Source organism: Burkholderia sp. JKS000303, assembly GCF_002563755.1.
Taxonomy (GTDB): Bacteria; Pseudomonadota; Gammaproteobacteria; order Burkholderiales; family Burkholderiaceae; genus Burkholderia; species Burkholderia anthina_B.
This window is the reverse complement of record NZ_PDBZ01000002.1, coordinates 93,039-109,285: the sequence shown is the minus strand read 5'-3', so window position 1 is coordinate 109,285 and position 16,247 is coordinate 93,039. Positions and strand designations below refer to the sequence as shown.

The following is a 16,247-nucleotide window of genomic DNA, read 5'->3' as shown; positions in this document are numbered from 1 at the left end:
AGCGCGCTCCGTTCGTCATGCGCGACCGTGTCATGCGGCGCTCCCGGCATCGCGCGCGGCGCGCGACGTCCACGCGAACGCCGCCAGCCCGAACACCGGCCCCGGCACCAGCAGCCAGGTCGCATCGAGCCCGACGCGTTCGAGCAGCAGCGTCGTCGCGGCGATCGACACGACCGTGACCGCGAAGCCGATCGAGTTCTGGATCGCGAGCGCACCCCCGACCAGCACCGGCGGGCACGCGTTCGCCGCCAGCGCCGAGAATTGCGGCGAGTCCGCGATGACCGATGCGCCCCATACGATCAGCAGGATCGCGATGGCCGCCGGCGGCAGAATCCGCCACGTCGCCGCGAACGTCACCGCGCAGAGCCCGGACAAGGCCAGCGCACCGACGGCGACTTTCGCGCTGCCGATACGCCGCGACAGGCTGCCGCCGATCAGCGAGCCGAGCGCGCCGACACCGATGACGCCGAACGCGATGCCGGAAACGCCGGCGTGTGCGAGCTGCGTTGCGATCGACGTGCGTGCGACCAGCTGCGGCACGATCGTCCAGAACGTGTAGAGCTCCCACATGTGGCCGAAATAGCCGAACGTCGCGGCGCGAAACGCGCGGATCCGGAAGGCGTGCACGACCGGCGGCGGCCGCGAGCCCGGTGCCGCGCGCCCGTCCGCCGGCCGCTTGCGCATGTGCGCATGCGGCCCGTCGCCGAGCGCGGCGATCACGCATGCCCCGGTCAGCGCGAGAACGGACGACGCGGTGATCACCCATTGCCACGACAGGCCGGTGCCGACGACGCGCATCGCGTGCGGCAGCGCGGTGCCGAGCGTGAGCATCGCGACCAGTTGCGCGAGTGCGGGGCCGGCCCGGTCGGGCACCCAGCCGACCATCAGCTTCATGCCCATCGGGTAGATTCCCGCGAGGCAGACGCCGACGCCGAATCGAAACACCGCGCCCGCAACCAGCCCGCCGGACAACCACGCGAAGCACACGTTGAACACCGCGCCGGCGATCGCGCTGCACACGAAGATCCGGCTCGCCGGAAAGCGGTCGGCCGCCCCGCTCAGCGCGATCGTCAACGTACCGAGGATGAAACCGAGCTGGACGGCGTTGGTCAGCCAGCCGATATCGGCCGCGCTCGCATGCCATACACGCATCAGGTCCGCCGCCGCGCTGTTCGCGCTGAACCAGAGCGCCGTGCCGAACAGTTGCGCGATCGAAATCGCGGCCACCGGCCCGATCGCACCGACGAGCCGCCTGTGCAACGCGACGCGCGCCACCATGTCACCAGAATTCATTCGACTTCCTCAACCGCGTACCGGGCCGTGTCCGGCGGCACGAATGCGCCACCCGACAATTGATCAGTAAAACTATTTAAATGGAATGGGCCGGCGCCGGTCGCGAAGCCGGCGCCAGCGCCGGCACGCGCGTCATGCGCCGGCCAGCTGCCCGAGCCAGCGCGCGTCTCTCGGCGACGGGCGGCGATGCAGCCGTTCGTCAAGCAGCGCGCGCGCCTTCGCCACGTTGCCGCTTCTCATCCACGCGACCAGCAGCGTGTCCTGCACGATCTCGCGTTGCGCGCCGCTGCCGCCGATGCGGACGACCTCACGCGCGACCGGTTCAAGTATCTCCGCGCAGCGCGCGGGATCGTCTTCCGCGAAGGCGAGCGCGGCCCGGCAGATCGCCGGAACGACGGGGCCGGCCGGCAGCTTCGCCGCGTCGACGAGCGCGGTCAGTGCGTCCACGCGCTGCCCGAGCGCCGCGTTGTCGCCCGTGGCCGCGGCAATCAGCGCCATGTGCACGTCCGCAAACGGGAAGCCGGCCTGCGTGAAATAGCCCGACGCATAGCGCGCCGCGTCGTCCCACATCCCGTCCGGCACCGCGTGGCCGTACGCCTGCATGCGCCACAGGAACGACGCCGTATCGCTGACCACGTTGATCGGCACGCCCAGCGACGCCGACGGCGCGACGTGCGCGTTGTAGATCGACAGTGCATGGCCGGTATCGCCGCGCTCCAGCGCGATCAGCGCGGCATGCCACGCGATGTGGCTGTGGAGCACGCCGCTGCGATCGTATTCGGGCAGCCAGCCGTCGATCATCGCTTGCGCGTCGTCGTTCGCGCCGGATTCGTACAGCACGTGCGCGACCGCATGCGCGGCATTCACGTTGTGGCGCCGCAGTTCGAGCGCGCGCTCGGTCAGCGCGCGGCCGAGCCGGACATCGCCGTTCTCGCCATGCGCCCAGCCGCGATAGGTGAGAAACCACCAGTCGTTCGCATCGAAGTGGCGCGCATGGCGTTCGCACAGATCCACGCGCGCCTGGTCGTGGTCGGCCATCCCGGAGAACGCGAACAGCCCGAACGCGCCGAGCGGCAGCGACAGGATCACGATGTCGCGCGGCCACCGGTCGGCATGCGCGAGCGCACCGGCCAGCGCCTTCGCCGACTGGCCGTTGATCGCGAGCGACAGGACCGCGACATGGCTGCGTTCACGCTCGGTGCCGTTGCACTCGACCCGTTCGAGCGCCGTGGCGATCTTCGCGCGCGCGTCCGTCGCTTCCGCGCGGATCGCATGCAGGCGCGCCCGCGCCGCATAGGCAAGCGCGAAGTCGGGATCGGCCGCGATCGCCGCATCGAGCGTTTCCGCGGCGCCCGGCCACAGCGACAGCAGCAGATCAATGCCCGCACGATAGCGCTCGGCCGCGAGGTCGGAAGTCGTCGAAAGGGGCAGGCTGTAGCGGTCGTGACGGGCCATGAAGCAGATTACTCCGGTGGAATGCGGGGGCGCCGCGTGGCGGCGATACGGGGTCGCCGATCGCGCGGCGGAAAAGGAACCACGGCCATTAGAGCAATTTTCCCGGTGTCTGTATTTCGATTGATTGCCACCGGATATAGAATATCTGCCAATCGGAGGACAACCATGACGTGGGAGACGATCGAACCGCCGGCCGGCGTGACGCCGCCCGCGCCGCTGAAGGTCCGCGCGCAGGCCATCCCGCCGCGGCACGGCTTTCCCGAGCATGCGCATCGCTGGCACCAGATGGTCTACGCGATTGCCGGCGCGCTCACGGTGATCGTCGAAGGCAAGTCGTTCGTCATTTCGCCGGAACAGGCGGTGTGGCTGCCCAGCGGACTGCGCCATCGCGTCGGCTCGCTGCTCGGCGCCGAATTCCGCAGCCTGTGGATCGCGGAAGCGATCGGACACGCGCTGCCGACCGCGAACCCGACCGTGTTCGCGGTGTCCCCGCTGCTGAAGGCGCTCGTCATCGAGGCCACCGCGATCGACGGCCAGCCCGATCGCGACGGCTATGCGGGCCGCATCACCCATCTGATCCTCGACCAGTTGCGCCGCGCGCCGACGCTGCCGGCGGCATTGCCGTGGCCGCAGGGCGGCGCGCTCGCCACCCTGTGCGAAGCGCTCTACACCGACCCGGCCGACCCGCGCGGGCCCGAGGAATGGGGGCGGATGCTCGGCATGTCGGCGCGGACGCTGGCGCGCCGCTTCGTGGCCGAGACGGGCATGAGCCTGCGCACCTGGCGGCGGCGCATGCGGCTCTTTCGCGCGATCGAACTGCTCGGCGGCGGCCTCGGCGTCACGCGCACCGCGATGGAGCTCGGCTACGGCTCGACGTCCGCGTTCGTGTACGCGTTTCGCCTCGAGCTCGGCAGCAGCCCGCAGGCCTATATGCGCGGCCGCGCAGACGAAGCCGGCGCGCAGGGGCCGCTGCTGTCGACGGCACCCGCCGACGCGCCGGAACACGGCTGACGCGGGCCCGGCGCGCCGCTACCTCGCGGCCTGCGCGAGCAGCCAGTCGCGAAACGCCACGAGCTTCGTCATGCTCGCGCACTCGGGGCGGTACACGACGTAATACGCGAGCGGCGACGCGAAATCGATGTCGGGAAACAACCGCACGAGACGCCCCGCCGCAAGATCGTCGCGCGCCATCACGCTGCGCGCGAGCGCGACGCCGTGCCCGTCGATCGCCGCCTGCAGCACGGCCGCCGAGTTGTTGATCTGCATGCCGCGCGACACGTCGACGCCCTGCACGCCTGCGCGCTGCAGCCACGTGTCCCACGCGGGAAAGCCGGTCTGGCTGTCCATCGACAGATCGTGGATCAGCGTTTCCCGCGCGAGGTCGGCCGGCCGCTGCAAGCGGCGCCGCTCGGCCGCCAGCTTCGGCGAACACACCGGATAGACCTCCTCGTCCATCAGCTTGTCGGCCGCCAGCCCCGCCCACTGCCCGGTGCCGTAGCGCACGCCGATGTCGATCCGCTGCGCGACGAAATCCACCGGCTTCAGGTTGGTGTCGAGCCGCACGTCGGTGTCGGGCCACGCGGCCTGGAAGCTCTCGATGCGCGGCAACAGCCATTTCGCGGCGAAGGCCGGACTGACGGCAACCGTCAGCACGCCGCTCGCCGAGCCCTCCTTCAGCAATTCCAGCCCCAGCGTGAGCGTGTCGAAGCCGGTCCGGATGTGCGGCAACGCGCGCTCGGCGGCATCGGTCGGCACGAGCCGGATGCGTCCGCTGGTGCCGCGATGGAACAGCGGCGTGCCGAGCCACTCCTCCAGCGTGCGCACGAGCTGGCCGACCGCCGCCGGCGTGACGTGCAGTTCGGCGGCCGCCGCGGAAAAGCTCTGATGGCGCGCACTCGCTTCGAATGCACGCAGCGCGTTCAGATGGACCGGTGTTTTCATGACGTCATCGAAGTAAAGATTTTCTTTCGTTGCCGAACACTTTATCTCGTTTGTCGCGAGAACTGAATCGGCGAAAAATCCGCATCAGATCGAAGGTTAGCGTGATTCCTGCACAACGGGCCACACATACCGCGCGGCATCGGGACAGATGGTTTTTCTATCAGCCTGCCGCCTCCGGTCGCACAGCATGGCGCGTGCGGCAAACTCCCTCGCCGCGCGCCGCCCTTCTTCAATCAATACCTGTCGCGGGACAGGTGGAAGCGGAGATTTTCAACATGAGCAACGCATTCAACGGCAGGAAGCTGCTGGTCGTCGGCGGCACCAGCGGAATGGGGCTGCAGACGGCACGGACGATCGTCGCCGCGGGCGGCCGCGCGGTGATCGTCGGCCATCGACCGGACAAGACCGAGGAAGCGCGCAAGGAACTGGCGTCGCTCGGCGAGGCCCACGCGCTGACCGCGGACCTGTCCGACGACGCCGACCTCGCCGCGCTGCTCGAACGGATCGACGCGGAGCATGCGGACGTCGACCTGCTCGTCAACGCGGCCGGCGTGTTCTTCCCGAAGCCATTCCTCGAGCATCGGGAAGCCGACTACGACCAGTACATGAAGCTGAACAAGGCGACCTTCTTCATCACGCAAAAGGTCGCGGCCAACCTGGTCGCGCAAGGGCGCCCCGGCGCGATCGTCAACATCGGTTCGATGTGGGCGAAGCAGGCGATCGCCGCGACGCCGTCGTCCGCGTATTCGATGGCGAAGGCCGGCCTTCATTCGCTGACGCAGCACCTCGCGATGGAACTAGCACCGAAGGGTATCCGCGTCAACGCGGTGTCGCCGGCGGTGGTGCAGACGCCGATCTACGAAGGCTTCATCCCGAAGGCCGACGTGCACGCAGCGCTGCAGGGCTTCAACGGCTTCCATCCGATCGGCCGCGTCGGCACGCCGGAGGACGTCGCGGAAGTCGTCGCGTTCCTGCTGTCGGACAAGGCCGGCTGGGTCACGGGCGCGATCTGGGACGTGGACGGCGGCGTGATGGCCGGCCGCAACTGAACCGCGGCCCGCGCGCCCTGACCGGGCACGTAGCCGCTCACACCGGCGACGCGTCGTCGCCGGGCATTTCATATCGAACAGGAGCAGCAACCATGATGCAGGACTGGAACCGCTATCGCGAATCGCTGCTGCAACGCGTCGGCGACTATGCGGCGCAGAGCGGCGACGTGATGCGCGGCCTGATGATGATCGACGGCTCGGCGGCCAAAACCGGCCAGCTCGAACCGAAGATCCACGAGCTGATCGCGCTGGCGGTGGCCGTCACCACGCGCTGCGACGGCTGCATCTCCGTGCACACGAAGCAGGCCGTCGAGCACGGCGCGACGCTCGCCGAGATCGCCGAAGCGCTGGGCGTCGCGATCGCGCTGAACGCCGGCGCCGCGCTGACGTACTCGGCACGCGTGCTCGAAGCACACGCGCAACTGCCGACGACGTAAGCCGACGCCGGTCGCGATGACGCGGGCAGCCCCGGTTCGGTTCCGGGCTGCCCGCCTTCAGCGAACGGTTGACCCGGGACCGATCAGGCCGGTACGTCCTTCGGATCGCGCGCCGCATCGTGCGCGCCGTCGCGCGCGGTTTCGTGCCGTGTGTGGATCCGGTACGCGATGAACACCATGCCGACCCACACCGCCGAGACGATCAGCGACATCCGCATGTCCGGCAGGATCGCGATGCAGATCATGACGGCGGCAACGAACAACAGCGCCAGATAGTTGCTGTACGGATAGAACGGCATCCGGTAGGCGATCTTGTCCGCGTCGCCATTGCGCATCCGCGCGCGGCGGAACCGCAGGTGGCTGATCACGATGGACCCCCACGCACACACCAGCGCGAACACCGTCACCGACGAGAACAGCTCGAATGCCTGCTCAGGCATGATGTAGTTCAGCAGCACGCCGGCGAACATCGTCGCGAACACCATCAGGATCGCGCGGTGCGGCACCTTGCGGTGATTGACCACGCCAAGGAACGACGGCGCATTCTTCTGCAGCGACAGGTTGTAGAAGGTGCGGCTGTTCGTGAACACGCTCGCGTTCACCGCGGACAGCACGGCCATGATCACCACGAGGTTCATGATGCTCGCGGCGGCCGGGATGCCGATCTTCGTGAATACGTCGACGAACGGGCTGCCCTTGCTGGTCAGCGACGTCCACGGAAACACCATCAGCAGCACCGCGATCGCGCCGACATAGAAGATCAGCAGGCGCCAGAACGTCGAATTGATGGCCTTCGGCATCGTTGTCTTCACATCCTTCGCTTCGCCGGCCGCGAGCCCGAGATTCTCGACGCCGCCGAACGAGAACGCGACCATCACGATCGCCAGGAACGTGCCGCCGACGCCCTTCGCGAAGAAGCCGCCATGCGCGACGAGGTTGTGATACCCGATCGGCACTCCGTTGTTGCCGATGCCGAACACGATCATGCCGGCGCCGAACAGGATCATCGCGACGATCGCCACCACCTTCACCAGCGCGAACCAGAACTCCGCCTCGCCATATATCTTCACGCCGATGATGTTGACGAAGAACATCAACGACACGGCCGCACCCGCCGTCACCCAGATCGGGATCGCCGGGAACCAGAAGTGCACGTAGTTCCCGAGCGCGTTCAGGTCCGCGGCGCTCGTCGCAAGCAGGAAGATGAACGCATTCCAGCCGTTCAGGAAACCCGCGAACCGGTGAATATAGCGATTCGAATACGACACGTACGAGCCCGACACCGGCTCTTCGACCGCCATCTCGCCGAGCGCCCGCATCACGAAGTAAATCGCGATCGCCGCGAGCGCGTAGACCAGCAGAATCGCCGGCCCGGCCGTGCGAATCGCCCACGACGAGCCGTAGAACAGCCCGGTGCCGATGGCGCCGCCGATCGCGATCATCTGGATGTGCCGGTTCGACAGATCGCGTTTCAGGTCTTCCCGTTCGTATGCCGGGGTCGTGTCGTCTTGCTTCATGTCGCCTCCATTGGAGTTGTCGTGTATTCGTGCAGGCAGGCCGGAGCGAGGGTCTTCACGACCACGCCGCTCCACGTCGCGCGCGTCGATTTCGCCGCGCGACGAGGTCCTGGCGCGAATGATGTAGCGGTGGCATGTCACCGCTACATCATTCGCAGTCCTGATATAAGTGAGCGATTCGTTGGCGAACCGTCCCGATCGTCGTTACCTGTGCCGCGCAGGGCAGCCGGCCGTTATCGCGGCCGGTCGCTGCCCGTCAGCCGCCGCGCGCGGCGCGGTTCACAGTGCGGCCAGCGCGTTGGCGAGCCGGTCGATCGCGTCGTCGACGACGGCGCGCGGGCACCCGAGGTTCGCACGCATGTAGCCGTGCCCCTCGACGCCGAACTTCTGACCCTTGTCCAGCCAGACGCGCGCGCTGGTCAGCATGAAGCGGTTGAGCACGTCGGCGTCCATGCCGAGCCCGCGACAGTCCATCCAGGACAGGTAAAGGGAATCGGCGGGCAGCACTTCGATCCTCGACGTCATCCCGTGAATCGCGTTGCGGAAATGGGCATGGTTGTCGCGAAGGTACGGCAGCAGCGCATCGAGCCACGGCTCGCCGTGCGTATAGGCAGCCTCTGCCGCGACCATGCCGAGCGTGTTCACCGATTGATACATGTTCCGGTCGAACTGCCGGCGCAACGCGTCGCGCACGCGGCCGTCCGGCACGAACAGGTTCGCGCTTTGCAGCCCCGGCAGGTTGAACGTCTTGCTCGGCGCCGTACACGTGATGCTGTTGCGCGCGAACGCATCGCCGAGCGACGCGAACGGAACATGCCGTTTCAACGGGTTGATGATCAGGTCCTGGTGAATCTCGTCCGAGATCACGAGCACGCCGTGCCGCGCGCAGATCTCGCCCATCGCGCGCAACTCGCCTTCGCTCCACACGTTGCCGGTCGGGTTGTGCGGATTGCTCAGGATGAACAGCCGCGTATCGTCGCGGATCGCCGCCTCGAACGTCTGCTCGTTGAAACGGTATGCCGTGCCGGCGCGCTCGAGCGGCGCGAATGCGAGGCGACGCCCGTTCAGCAGCACGTCGTCATGAAAATGCGCATAGACGGGCGGCTGGATCAGGACGGTTTCACCCGGCGCGGAAAACGCCTGGATGGCCGTCTTCAGCGCCGTGATGACGCCGCTCGACTGCACCACCCATTCCGGTTCGACCTGCCAGCCGAAGCGCCGCGCCTGCCAGTCGACGACGGCGCGCACATAGCTGTCGGTCGCGCCGCGCGAATAGCCGAAGATGCCGTATTCGACGGCGTCGTGCAGCGCGTCGATGACCGGCTGCGGTGCGCGGAAGTCCATGTCCGCGACCCACATCGGCAGCGGGTCCGCCGCGTGTTCGTCGGCGGCGAGGAGCCGCTCGCCGAACGCCCATTTCAGGGAATTGGCGTGCTTGCGGTCGACGATTTCATCGAAGATCGACGCTGCGTTGGCGGTCGCAGCACGACGACCGGGCCATTCCAGATGTGCCTGCATGCTCACTTTCACTCGCGATAAGACGGCACGCCGACGGCGTGGCTTCGTATGGCGACTAGAGTAGCAGCGCGAAATTCCGGGCAACAATGGTATCTTCTCATGGTGCAGTGAGCACAGCTCATGGATGACCGCGCAGCATCGCCGCGCGGTGTTTTTCAGATCGCCAGCGCCACCAGGAAGCGGGAAACCATGTTGTACGCGGCCACCGTCGCCACCGCCTCAACGGTTTGCTGCTCGCCGAACAGCCCCTTCAATGCGTCGATGATGTCGGCGTCCACGGCAACCTGCCGCGTGGACTGATCCGCCAGCCGGATCAGCATCCGCTCCCGCTCGTCGAACAGCGTGTCGTCCGGCGTGGCGGCCTTGAGCGCGTCGGCCTTCCCGACCGTGCCGCCCGCTTCGAGGTAGGCCGGATAATGCACGTCCCATTCGAAACCGGCGCCGTTCAGCACGGCCACGCGCAGCATGATCAGCTCGCGATACGGCAGTGCCAGGCTGAATTCCGTGCGGACCCGGCGCAGCAGTTCGTTCCAGCCCGTCGCAAGCGGGATGCTCCTGAGCAACACGCGATCGATTCCGATCAGTTCCCCGTTCGGCCTGCGCGCACGCATGCCGGCCAGCACCGCCGGCGGCACCGGCTCTCCGTCCTGCCACGGGACGACTCGTATCTTGCTCATCCGTCACTCCTTCGAAAGTTTCACCTGGGTCGCTGCCACCGGATCGCCGATGATCGACAAACCGGCCGCGAACCCGAAATTCTCGCGACGCGTGGCGGCGTGCTCAACCGCGATATTCTTTGACGCAGGAAAAGAAAAACTTTCGCGGCCGTGCAGCATCGCGCCACCGCGGGCGTCGACGCTACCCGTCCGCCTTCGGGCAACCGGCATGCAGCCGAAACGAAACGATGCGACACTCGCAGCCGGACCGCGCGAGATTGCCGAGCCGCACCGGCCAATCTCGCACCGCTTCGCCGACACGCAAGACCGGCCGGCCCGATAGCCCGTGCCGCATCAAGGAGAGGTTTCAATGTATTCGTGGTTTGAACGGCGCCTGCCGACATTCCCGCTCGAAGATCCCGCCACGCCGCCAAAGGGATTCTTCTCGTTCGTCTGGGCGTGCACGAAAGGCGCGCGCAGCTGGATCCTGCTGATCGCGCTGACGTCGGCCGCGCTCGCCGGGTACGAGGCCGCGCTGTTCGCGATGATGGGGCGCGTGGTCGACTGGCTGTCGTCGTCGACGCCGGCCGACTTCGGCGGCCGCCACTTCGGCACGCTCGTCGGCTTCGCGGCGATCCTCGCCGGCAGCGCGGTGCTGATCGCGCTGCATACGATGGTCAAGCACCAGGTGCTCGCGATCAACTTCCCGATGCGGCTGCGCTGGCTGTTTCACCGGCTGATGCTCGACCAGAGCCTGTCGTTCTACGCAAACGAGTTCGCGGGTCGCGTGACGACCAAGATCATGCAGACCGCGCTCGCGGTGCGCGACGCGCTGTTCATGTCGGTCGACGTCGTGATCGGCGTCGCCGCGTACCTGATCGGCATTCTCGCGCTCGCGGCCAGCTTCGACTGGCGGCTGATGATTCCGCTCGTGCTGTGGGCGCTCGGTTACGGCATCGCCTGCGCGTTCTTCGTGCCGCGCCTGGGCCGCGTCGGCAGCCAGCAGGCGGATGCGCGCGCGCTGATGACGGGCCGCATCACCGACGCGTATTCGAACATCACGACGGTCAAGCTGTTCTCGCACACGCGGCGCGAGGCCGATCATGCGCGACGCGCGATGGAAGCGTTCAAGGCGACCGGCGACGCGCAGATGCGGCTCGTCAGCGCGTTCGAGGTCGTCAATCATCTGCTGTCGACGTTGCTGCTGGTCGGCTCGACCGGCCTGGCGCTCTATCTGTGGATGCACGGCGAGGCGAGCGCGGGTGTGGTCGCGGCCGTGATCGCGATGGCGCTGCGCCTGTCGAGCTATTCGCACTGGATCATGTGGGAGATGACCGAGCTGTTCGAAAACGTCGGCACGATCCAGGACGGCATCAACACGCTGACGAAGGTGCGCAGCGTGGTCGACGCGCCGGACGCGCGAGCGCTCGCCGTGCAGCGCGGCGGCATCGTGTTCGACAACGTGCGCTTCGCGCACGACGACAACGACAGGGCAGTGTTCGACGGGCTGAACCTGACGATCCGCCCGGGCGAGCGGATCGGGCTGATCGGCCGCTCGGGCGCCGGCAAGTCGACGCTCGTGAACCTGCTGCTGCGCTTCTACGACGTGGACGACGGCACGATCCGCATCGACGGGCAGGACATCGCGCACGTGACGCAGGACAGCCTGCGCGCGGCGATCGGGATGGTCACGCAGGATACGTCGCTGCTGCACCGGACGATGCGCGAGAACATCCTGTACGGCCGCCCCGACGCGACCGAGCGCGAGATGCACGACGCGGCCGTGCGCGCGGAAGCGTCCGAGTTCGTCGAGCGGCTGCGCGACCGGCACGGGCGCAGCGGCTACGACGTCGAGGTCGGCGAGCGCGGCGTGAAGCTGTCGGGCGGCCAGCGGCAGCGCGTCGCGATCGCGCGCGTGATGCTCAAGGACGCGCCGATCCTCGTGCTCGACGAAGCGACCAGCGCGCTCGACTCCGAAGTCGAAGTCGCGATCCAGCGCAGTCTCGACAGCCTGATGAGCGGCAAGACGGTGATCGCGATCGCGCACCGGCTGTCGACGATCGCGGCGATGGACCGGCTGATCGTGCTCGACGAAGGGCGCATCGTCGAGGAAGGCACGCACGCCGAACTGCTGCAGGCCGGCGGTATTTATGCGGCGCTGTGGGCGCACCAGAGCGGCGGGTTTCTGGGCGAGACGGCCGATGCGGAACGCGCGGCGTAGTCATGCAGGCGCGGCAGGCGGCCGTTCGCCCGCCTGCCGTACCTGTCACAACCGCACGATCGTCGATTTCAGTTCGGTGTATTTGTCGAGCGCGTGCAACGACTTGTCGCGGCCGTTACCCGACTGCTTGTAGCCGCCGAACGGGAAGTTCATGTCGTCGCTGCCGTCGCCGTAGCCATTGATCCACACGGTACCGGCACGCAGGCGCCGCGCAACCGCGTGCGCCGTCGTCACGTCCGCCGACCACACGGCCGCCGCGAGTCCGTACTCCGTATCGTTGGCGATGCGCACGGCCGCATCGACGTCGTCGAACGCGATCACCGACAACACCGGCCCGAAGATTTCCTCGCGCGCGATCGTTGCGCCCGCATCGACGTCGAACACGGTCGGCTCGACGTAGAACCCGCCCGTCTCCTCGCGCACGCGCGCACCGCCCGTCACGAGGCGCCCTTCCGTCCGTCCGATGGCGATGTAGCTCATCACGCGGTCGAGCTGCACGCGATCGACGATCGCGCCCATCGCCACCGCGGGATCGAGCGGATGGCCGGGCGCGAAACGCCGTGACGCGGCAACCAGCTTGTCGACGAACGCATCCTTGATGTCGCGATGCACGAGCAGGCGCGAGATGCACGTGTGCGCGTCGTTCATCCAGGGCATGACGTCGGCGGCGATCGCGCAGGCGATGGGGCTCAAGACGTCCACTGTCGATACCTACGCGAAGCGCGCGTTCGCGAAGCTCGGCGTCGATTCGCGCCGGCAGCTGATGGCGCTCGTGCTCAGGAATGCGTCGCGCCGGCACGCTGCGTGAGCGCCTGGCGGGCACGCCGCCGGCCGGTTGCACGCGCACCCATCACCGCGCCGCCTCATAACGATTCGACAATTTATTGGTTCCCTCGACGATGCGTGGCCCGTATCGTTCACCGACTCGTCAGACCTACCGACCATCGGGGAATCCAACAATGAAACGCATCCGTTCATTCGCACTGCTCGCGCTGCCGGCCGCGCTCTACGCCGCCGGCGCGCACGCGCAAAGCAGCGTCACGCTGTACGGCATCGCCGATGCGGGCATCGCGTACGTGCACAACGTACAGAACGCCAACGGCAGCAACGCGTCGAGCCTCGTGAAATTCAGCAGCGGCAACCTGTCGGGCAGCCGCTGGGGCCTGCGCGGCGTCGAGGATCTCGGCAGCGGCCTGTCCGCGCTGTTCCAGCTCGAGAACGGCTTCAACATCGGCACCGGCGCACTCGGCCAGGGCAACCGCGAATTCGGCCGCAAGGCCATCGTCGGCCTCGGCAGCAGCACGTACGGCACCGTGACGCTCGGCCGCCAGTACGACCCGGTCGTCGATCTCGTGCAGGGTCTCACCGAGGACAACTATTTCGGCGGCGTCTTCGCGACGCCGGGCGACCTCGACAACTACGACAACAGCCTGCGCGTGAGCAACTCGGTGAAGTACACGAGCCCGCTGATCTCCGGCTTCCAGTTCGCCGCGCTGTACGGCTTCGGCGGCGTCGCGGGCGCGACCGGCAACGGCCGCACGTACAGCTTCGGGCTGAGCTACGCGAACGGCCCGCTGTCGCTCGGCGCCGGCTACTTCTTCGCGAACGGCGGCACGACGGTGGCAGGCGGCGTGCGCACGTGGTCGAGCAGCTCGGACACGCTGTTCAACACCGTGATCAACCAGGGCTTCTCGAGCGCGAAGTCGATCCAGATCGTGCGCGTGGCCGGCCAGTACGTGGCCGGGCCGGCAACCTTCGGCCTCGCGTATTCGAACACGCAGTACGGCGCGGACACGCTGTCGGCCTTCACGCAGAACGCGAAGTTCAACAACGGCTCGGCGTTCTTCAACTGGCAGTTCACGCCGGCATTGCGCGCGGGCGTCGGCTACAACTACACGTCGCTGACGGGCCCGAGTTCCGCGCACTACAACCAGGTGAACCTCGGCGCCGACTACGCGCTGTCGAAACGTACCGACGTGTACGCGCTGTTCGGCTACCAGAAGGCGAGCGGCAACACGTTGAACGCGAGCGGCGCGATCGTGAAGGCCGCGGCTTCGGTCGGCTCGTACGGCGCGAACTCGGGCACCGATACGCAGGAACTCGCGATCGTCGGCATTCGTCACAAGTTCTGACGGCGCTCGTCACATCGCAATGCCCCGGCGGGCGCGCACTGCGGTGTGCGTCCGCCGCGCCGTGAGCGCCGGCCTAATGCCGTCGCATGCCGCCGCCGACGCCGTGCTCTCCGCCGACGAAGGTCGGGCCACGGTGAAAGCCCCCGCCCATCGGCACGCCGATGCGGCCATGCACGACCCCGTTGAAGTGACCGAAGTGACCGAAGTGGTCGAAGTGATGGCGGTGATGGAAATGGTCGATGAAGACGAAACTCGCGCCCGTGCCGACGAACACCGCCGGCCCCCAGTACCACGGGTCGTCGTACGGATACCCGGTGTCCGGATATCACGCGATGCTGCCGTCCGAGCTTTGCTCCATCTGCCAGGACCCGTCGCTCTGACGGCACGCACGCCCGACGATCTGCTGTTCCGTGCCGTCGATTTCCGCCTGCGCGACGACCGCCCGGCAACGCGCGCCTTCGTCCATCGAGTCGTCATACGTTTGCGCCAGGACGGACACTGCACACCCGAGACAGACGACGCCGACTCCGAACCGAAACAAGTTGCACATGATCGGCTCCTGCAAGTTTGCCCCCGACCATTCGACCATTCGACCCTTCGCGCCACTGACGGCGCCCGCTTCGTATAGGGTCACCCGACCATTAAACGATAGTGCACGCCGGGTTATTCCAGGGGTCGTGACGCAAAAGAGCGACGACGCGGCAACCGCCGACGCTCATGCGCGCGGCGCGCGCCGGACGAGACAGTAGACACCGGCCGCCGTCACGCCGAAGACGAGATGCGCAACCAGCGTGATCGCGCCGCGCACCGGAACGAACCACGGGAAGATCGCGGTGAACGCGTGCAGGTTGACGCCGTAGAGCACGAGCCCGAACACGCCGCCCGCGAGCAACGCGGCGCCGCGCGACAGGTTGCGCACCAGCGTCGCCAGCACGGCCGTATAGGCAAGCGACAGGGCGGCATGCACCAGCGTCGCCACGCCCATGATCGTCGGATCGAAGCCCGCGGACGTGCCGAGCACGGCCCGCCCCATCACGATGGCGGCCGTCAGGCGCGCGTCGCGAAGCAGGTTGTAGAAGGTGTCGTCGCCTGCGAGCGACCAGAGCAGCAGTTCGATGACGGTCGAGCTGAGCGCCGCGCCGAACGCGGCCCACAGGATCGGGACCGACTCGTTCTGTTTCAAGTGTCCACCTCTGCGAAGGCGGCGTGCCGCGCGGCGCTCGAACCGCCGCCCGGCGGACTTACAAAGGCCGGTCGCAATCCGTCCAGTACGCGAACGGATCGCGATGCTTCGGGTAGTGCTCGTCGAGCCACTTCAGCAACGTCGCGCGCGCGTTGTCGAGATCGGCCTTCGACGACGACGTCCGCAGCTCGTGCACTTCGACCGACTTTTCCCGATCCATCACGTAGCAGTTCCAGTCGGGGCCATCCAGGTCCGGATCGTCCGAGGACTTCGACGACTTGCTCCAGCCGAACCCTTTGCGCGCGTCGATGTAATAGCGCGGATGCACCTTCAGATACGACAGTTCGCCGCCTTGCAGGCTGCTTTCCGCGCGCACGATATCGCGCCCGTCGACGATCTGCGTGACTTCCGGCTGCCGGCGCGAACGCCAGCCCGCGGGCAGCGTCGCCATCGCCTGGACACTGTCGTACGTGCCCCAGTCGAGGCCCCACGCTTCGGCCATGCGCTTCATGAACGCATCCGCGCTCGGATAGCCGCGCAGCTGGATTCGCGTCGACAGCTTGACTTCATACCGGCCATCGGCACCCGTCGCATCGTCAGCCGCTTCGAACGGGTTGCCCGGGCGCGACGCGCGCTGCGCGTCCGCGGGCGCCATGCCCGAAAACAGCTGATCGAGCGCCGCACGCGCTTTCGACGACTTGTCTGGTCTATTCATTACTCATTTCCTGTGCATCCACACGGCTGCAAAAAATCTCGATTCTCGTTTATCTGTTGGATCCGCGAATTATCGCGCGGATTGCCGCGGTCGCATTGTCGACGATCCGGCGGCCACGGTCGAGCGGCGA

At 67.3% G+C, this 16,247-nt stretch carries 15 protein-coding genes and 2 pseudogenes; 6 read left to right on the top strand and 11 right to left on the bottom strand.

Annotated features, from left to right (window positions below):
- Positions 1–30 precede the first annotated feature (30 nt).
- Positions 31–1,293: an MFS transporter gene (locus tag BX604_RS22535; RefSeq protein WP_257146394.1), complete on the bottom strand. Its 1,263-nt coding sequence runs from the start codon at positions 1,291–1,293 to the stop codon at positions 31–33.
- 132 nt (positions 1,294–1,425) lie between these two features.
- Positions 1,426–2,748: a tetratricopeptide repeat protein gene (locus tag BX604_RS22530; protein WP_098553098.1), complete on the bottom strand. Its 1,323-nt coding sequence runs from the start codon at positions 2,746–2,748 to the stop codon at positions 1,426–1,428.
- 165 nt (positions 2,749–2,913) lie between these two features.
- Between BX604_RS22530 and BX604_RS22525 the strand changes: the two genes are divergently transcribed.
- The gene (locus BX604_RS22525; RefSeq protein WP_098553097.1) at positions 2,914–3,759 is read left to right on the top strand and encodes an AraC family transcriptional regulator; all 846 of its coding nucleotides are present in this window, start codon (positions 2,914–2,916) and stop codon (positions 3,757–3,759) included.
- An 18-nt stretch (positions 3,760–3,777) separates the two neighbouring features.
- Here BX604_RS22525 and gcvA read toward each other — a convergent pair whose 3' ends face one another.
- Positions 3,778–4,689, bottom strand: a complete 912-nt coding sequence (gene gcvA / locus BX604_RS22520; RefSeq protein WP_098553096.1) for a transcriptional regulator GcvA — start codon at positions 4,687–4,689, stop codon at positions 3,778–3,780.
- A 275-nt stretch (positions 4,690–4,964) separates the two neighbouring features.
- On the opposite strand from gcvA, the gene BX604_RS22515 reads away from it, so the two are divergent.
- Both BX604_RS22515 and BX604_RS22510 read left to right on the top strand, forming a co-directional pair.
- Positions 4,965–5,738, top strand: a complete 774-nt coding sequence (locus BX604_RS22515; protein ID WP_098553973.1) for an SDR family NAD(P)-dependent oxidoreductase — start codon at positions 4,965–4,967, stop codon at positions 5,736–5,738.
- A 92-nt stretch (positions 5,739–5,830) separates the two neighbouring features.
- Positions 5,831–6,175 carry a carboxymuconolactone decarboxylase family protein gene (locus BX604_RS22510; protein ID WP_098553095.1) on the top strand — a complete coding sequence of 115 codons (345 nt, stop codon included), beginning with the start codon at positions 5,831–5,833 and terminating at the stop codon, positions 6,173–6,175.
- 83 nt (positions 6,176–6,258) lie between these two features.
- On the opposite strand, the gene BX604_RS22505 is transcribed toward BX604_RS22510, so the two are convergent.
- From BX604_RS22505 to BX604_RS39070, 4 genes are all read right to left on the bottom strand, one after another.
- Positions 6,259–7,692: an amino acid permease gene (locus BX604_RS22505; RefSeq protein WP_098553094.1), complete on the bottom strand. Its 1,434-nt coding sequence runs from the start codon at positions 7,690–7,692 to the stop codon at positions 6,259–6,261.
- A 279-nt stretch (positions 7,693–7,971) separates the two neighbouring features.
- Positions 7,972–9,210 carry a MalY/PatB family protein gene (locus BX604_RS22500; RefSeq protein ID WP_098553093.1) on the bottom strand — a complete coding sequence of 413 codons (1,239 nt, stop codon included), beginning with the start codon at positions 9,208–9,210 and terminating at the stop codon, positions 7,972–7,974.
- 155 nt (positions 9,211–9,365) lie between these two features.
- Positions 9,366–9,845: a carboxymuconolactone decarboxylase family protein gene (locus tag BX604_RS22495; protein WP_257146393.1), complete on the bottom strand. Its 480-nt coding sequence runs from the start codon at positions 9,843–9,845 to the stop codon at positions 9,366–9,368.
- Positions 9,846–9,890: 45 nt separating this feature from the next.
- A complete protein-coding gene (locus BX604_RS39070; RefSeq protein ID WP_179894856.1) occupies positions 9,891–10,046 on the bottom strand; it encodes a hypothetical protein in 156 nt (51 codons plus the stop codon).
- A 190-nt stretch (positions 10,047–10,236) separates the two neighbouring features.
- Here BX604_RS39070 and BX604_RS22490 point away from each other — a divergent pair, with 190 nt between their 5' ends.
- Positions 10,237–12,087 (top strand): ABC transporter ATP-binding protein, encoded by a 1,851-nt coding sequence (locus BX604_RS22490; protein WP_098553091.1) that lies wholly within the window; start codon positions 10,237–10,239, stop codon positions 12,085–12,087.
- Positions 12,088–12,132: 45 nt separating this feature from the next.
- Here the strand turns inward: BX604_RS22490 and BX604_RS22485 are convergent.
- Positions 12,133–12,720, bottom strand: a pseudogene (locus tag BX604_RS22485) (aldehyde dehydrogenase family protein); the annotation flags it as partial.
- Here BX604_RS22485 and BX604_RS22480 point away from each other — a divergent pair.
- Entirely contained in the window at positions 12,686–12,895 is a 210-nt protein-coding gene (locus tag BX604_RS22480; RefSeq protein ID WP_373562429.1) for a response regulator transcription factor, read from the top strand. The pseudogene BX604_RS22485 and the gene BX604_RS22480 sit on opposite strands and share 35 nt — an antisense overlap.
- A gap of 151 nt (positions 12,896–13,046) precedes the next feature.
- The gene (locus BX604_RS22475; RefSeq protein ID WP_098553090.1) at positions 13,047–14,219 is read left to right on the top strand and encodes a porin; all 1,173 of its coding nucleotides are present in this window, start codon (positions 13,047–13,049) and stop codon (positions 14,217–14,219) included.
- 73 nt (positions 14,220–14,292) lie between these two features.
- On the opposite strand, the pseudogene BX604_RS22470 reads toward BX604_RS22475, so the two are convergent.
- The 3 genes and pseudogenes from BX604_RS22470 to BX604_RS22460 all read right to left on the bottom strand — a co-directional run bounded on the left by BX604_RS22470 (position 14,293) and on the right by BX604_RS22460 (position 16,117).
- Positions 14,293–14,769 (bottom strand): annotated as a pseudogene (locus tag BX604_RS22470) (hypothetical protein).
- A gap of 165 nt (positions 14,770–14,934) precedes the next feature.
- Positions 14,935–15,402 (bottom strand): sodium:proline symporter, encoded by a 468-nt coding sequence (locus BX604_RS22465; protein ID WP_098553089.1) that lies wholly within the window; start codon positions 15,400–15,402, stop codon positions 14,935–14,937.
- Between the two features lie 58 nt (positions 15,403–15,460).
- A complete protein-coding gene (locus BX604_RS22460) occupies positions 15,461–16,117 on the bottom strand; it encodes a nitroreductase (RefSeq protein WP_098553088.1) in 657 nt (218 codons plus the stop codon).
- Between the last annotated feature and the right edge of the window lie 130 nt (positions 16,118–16,247).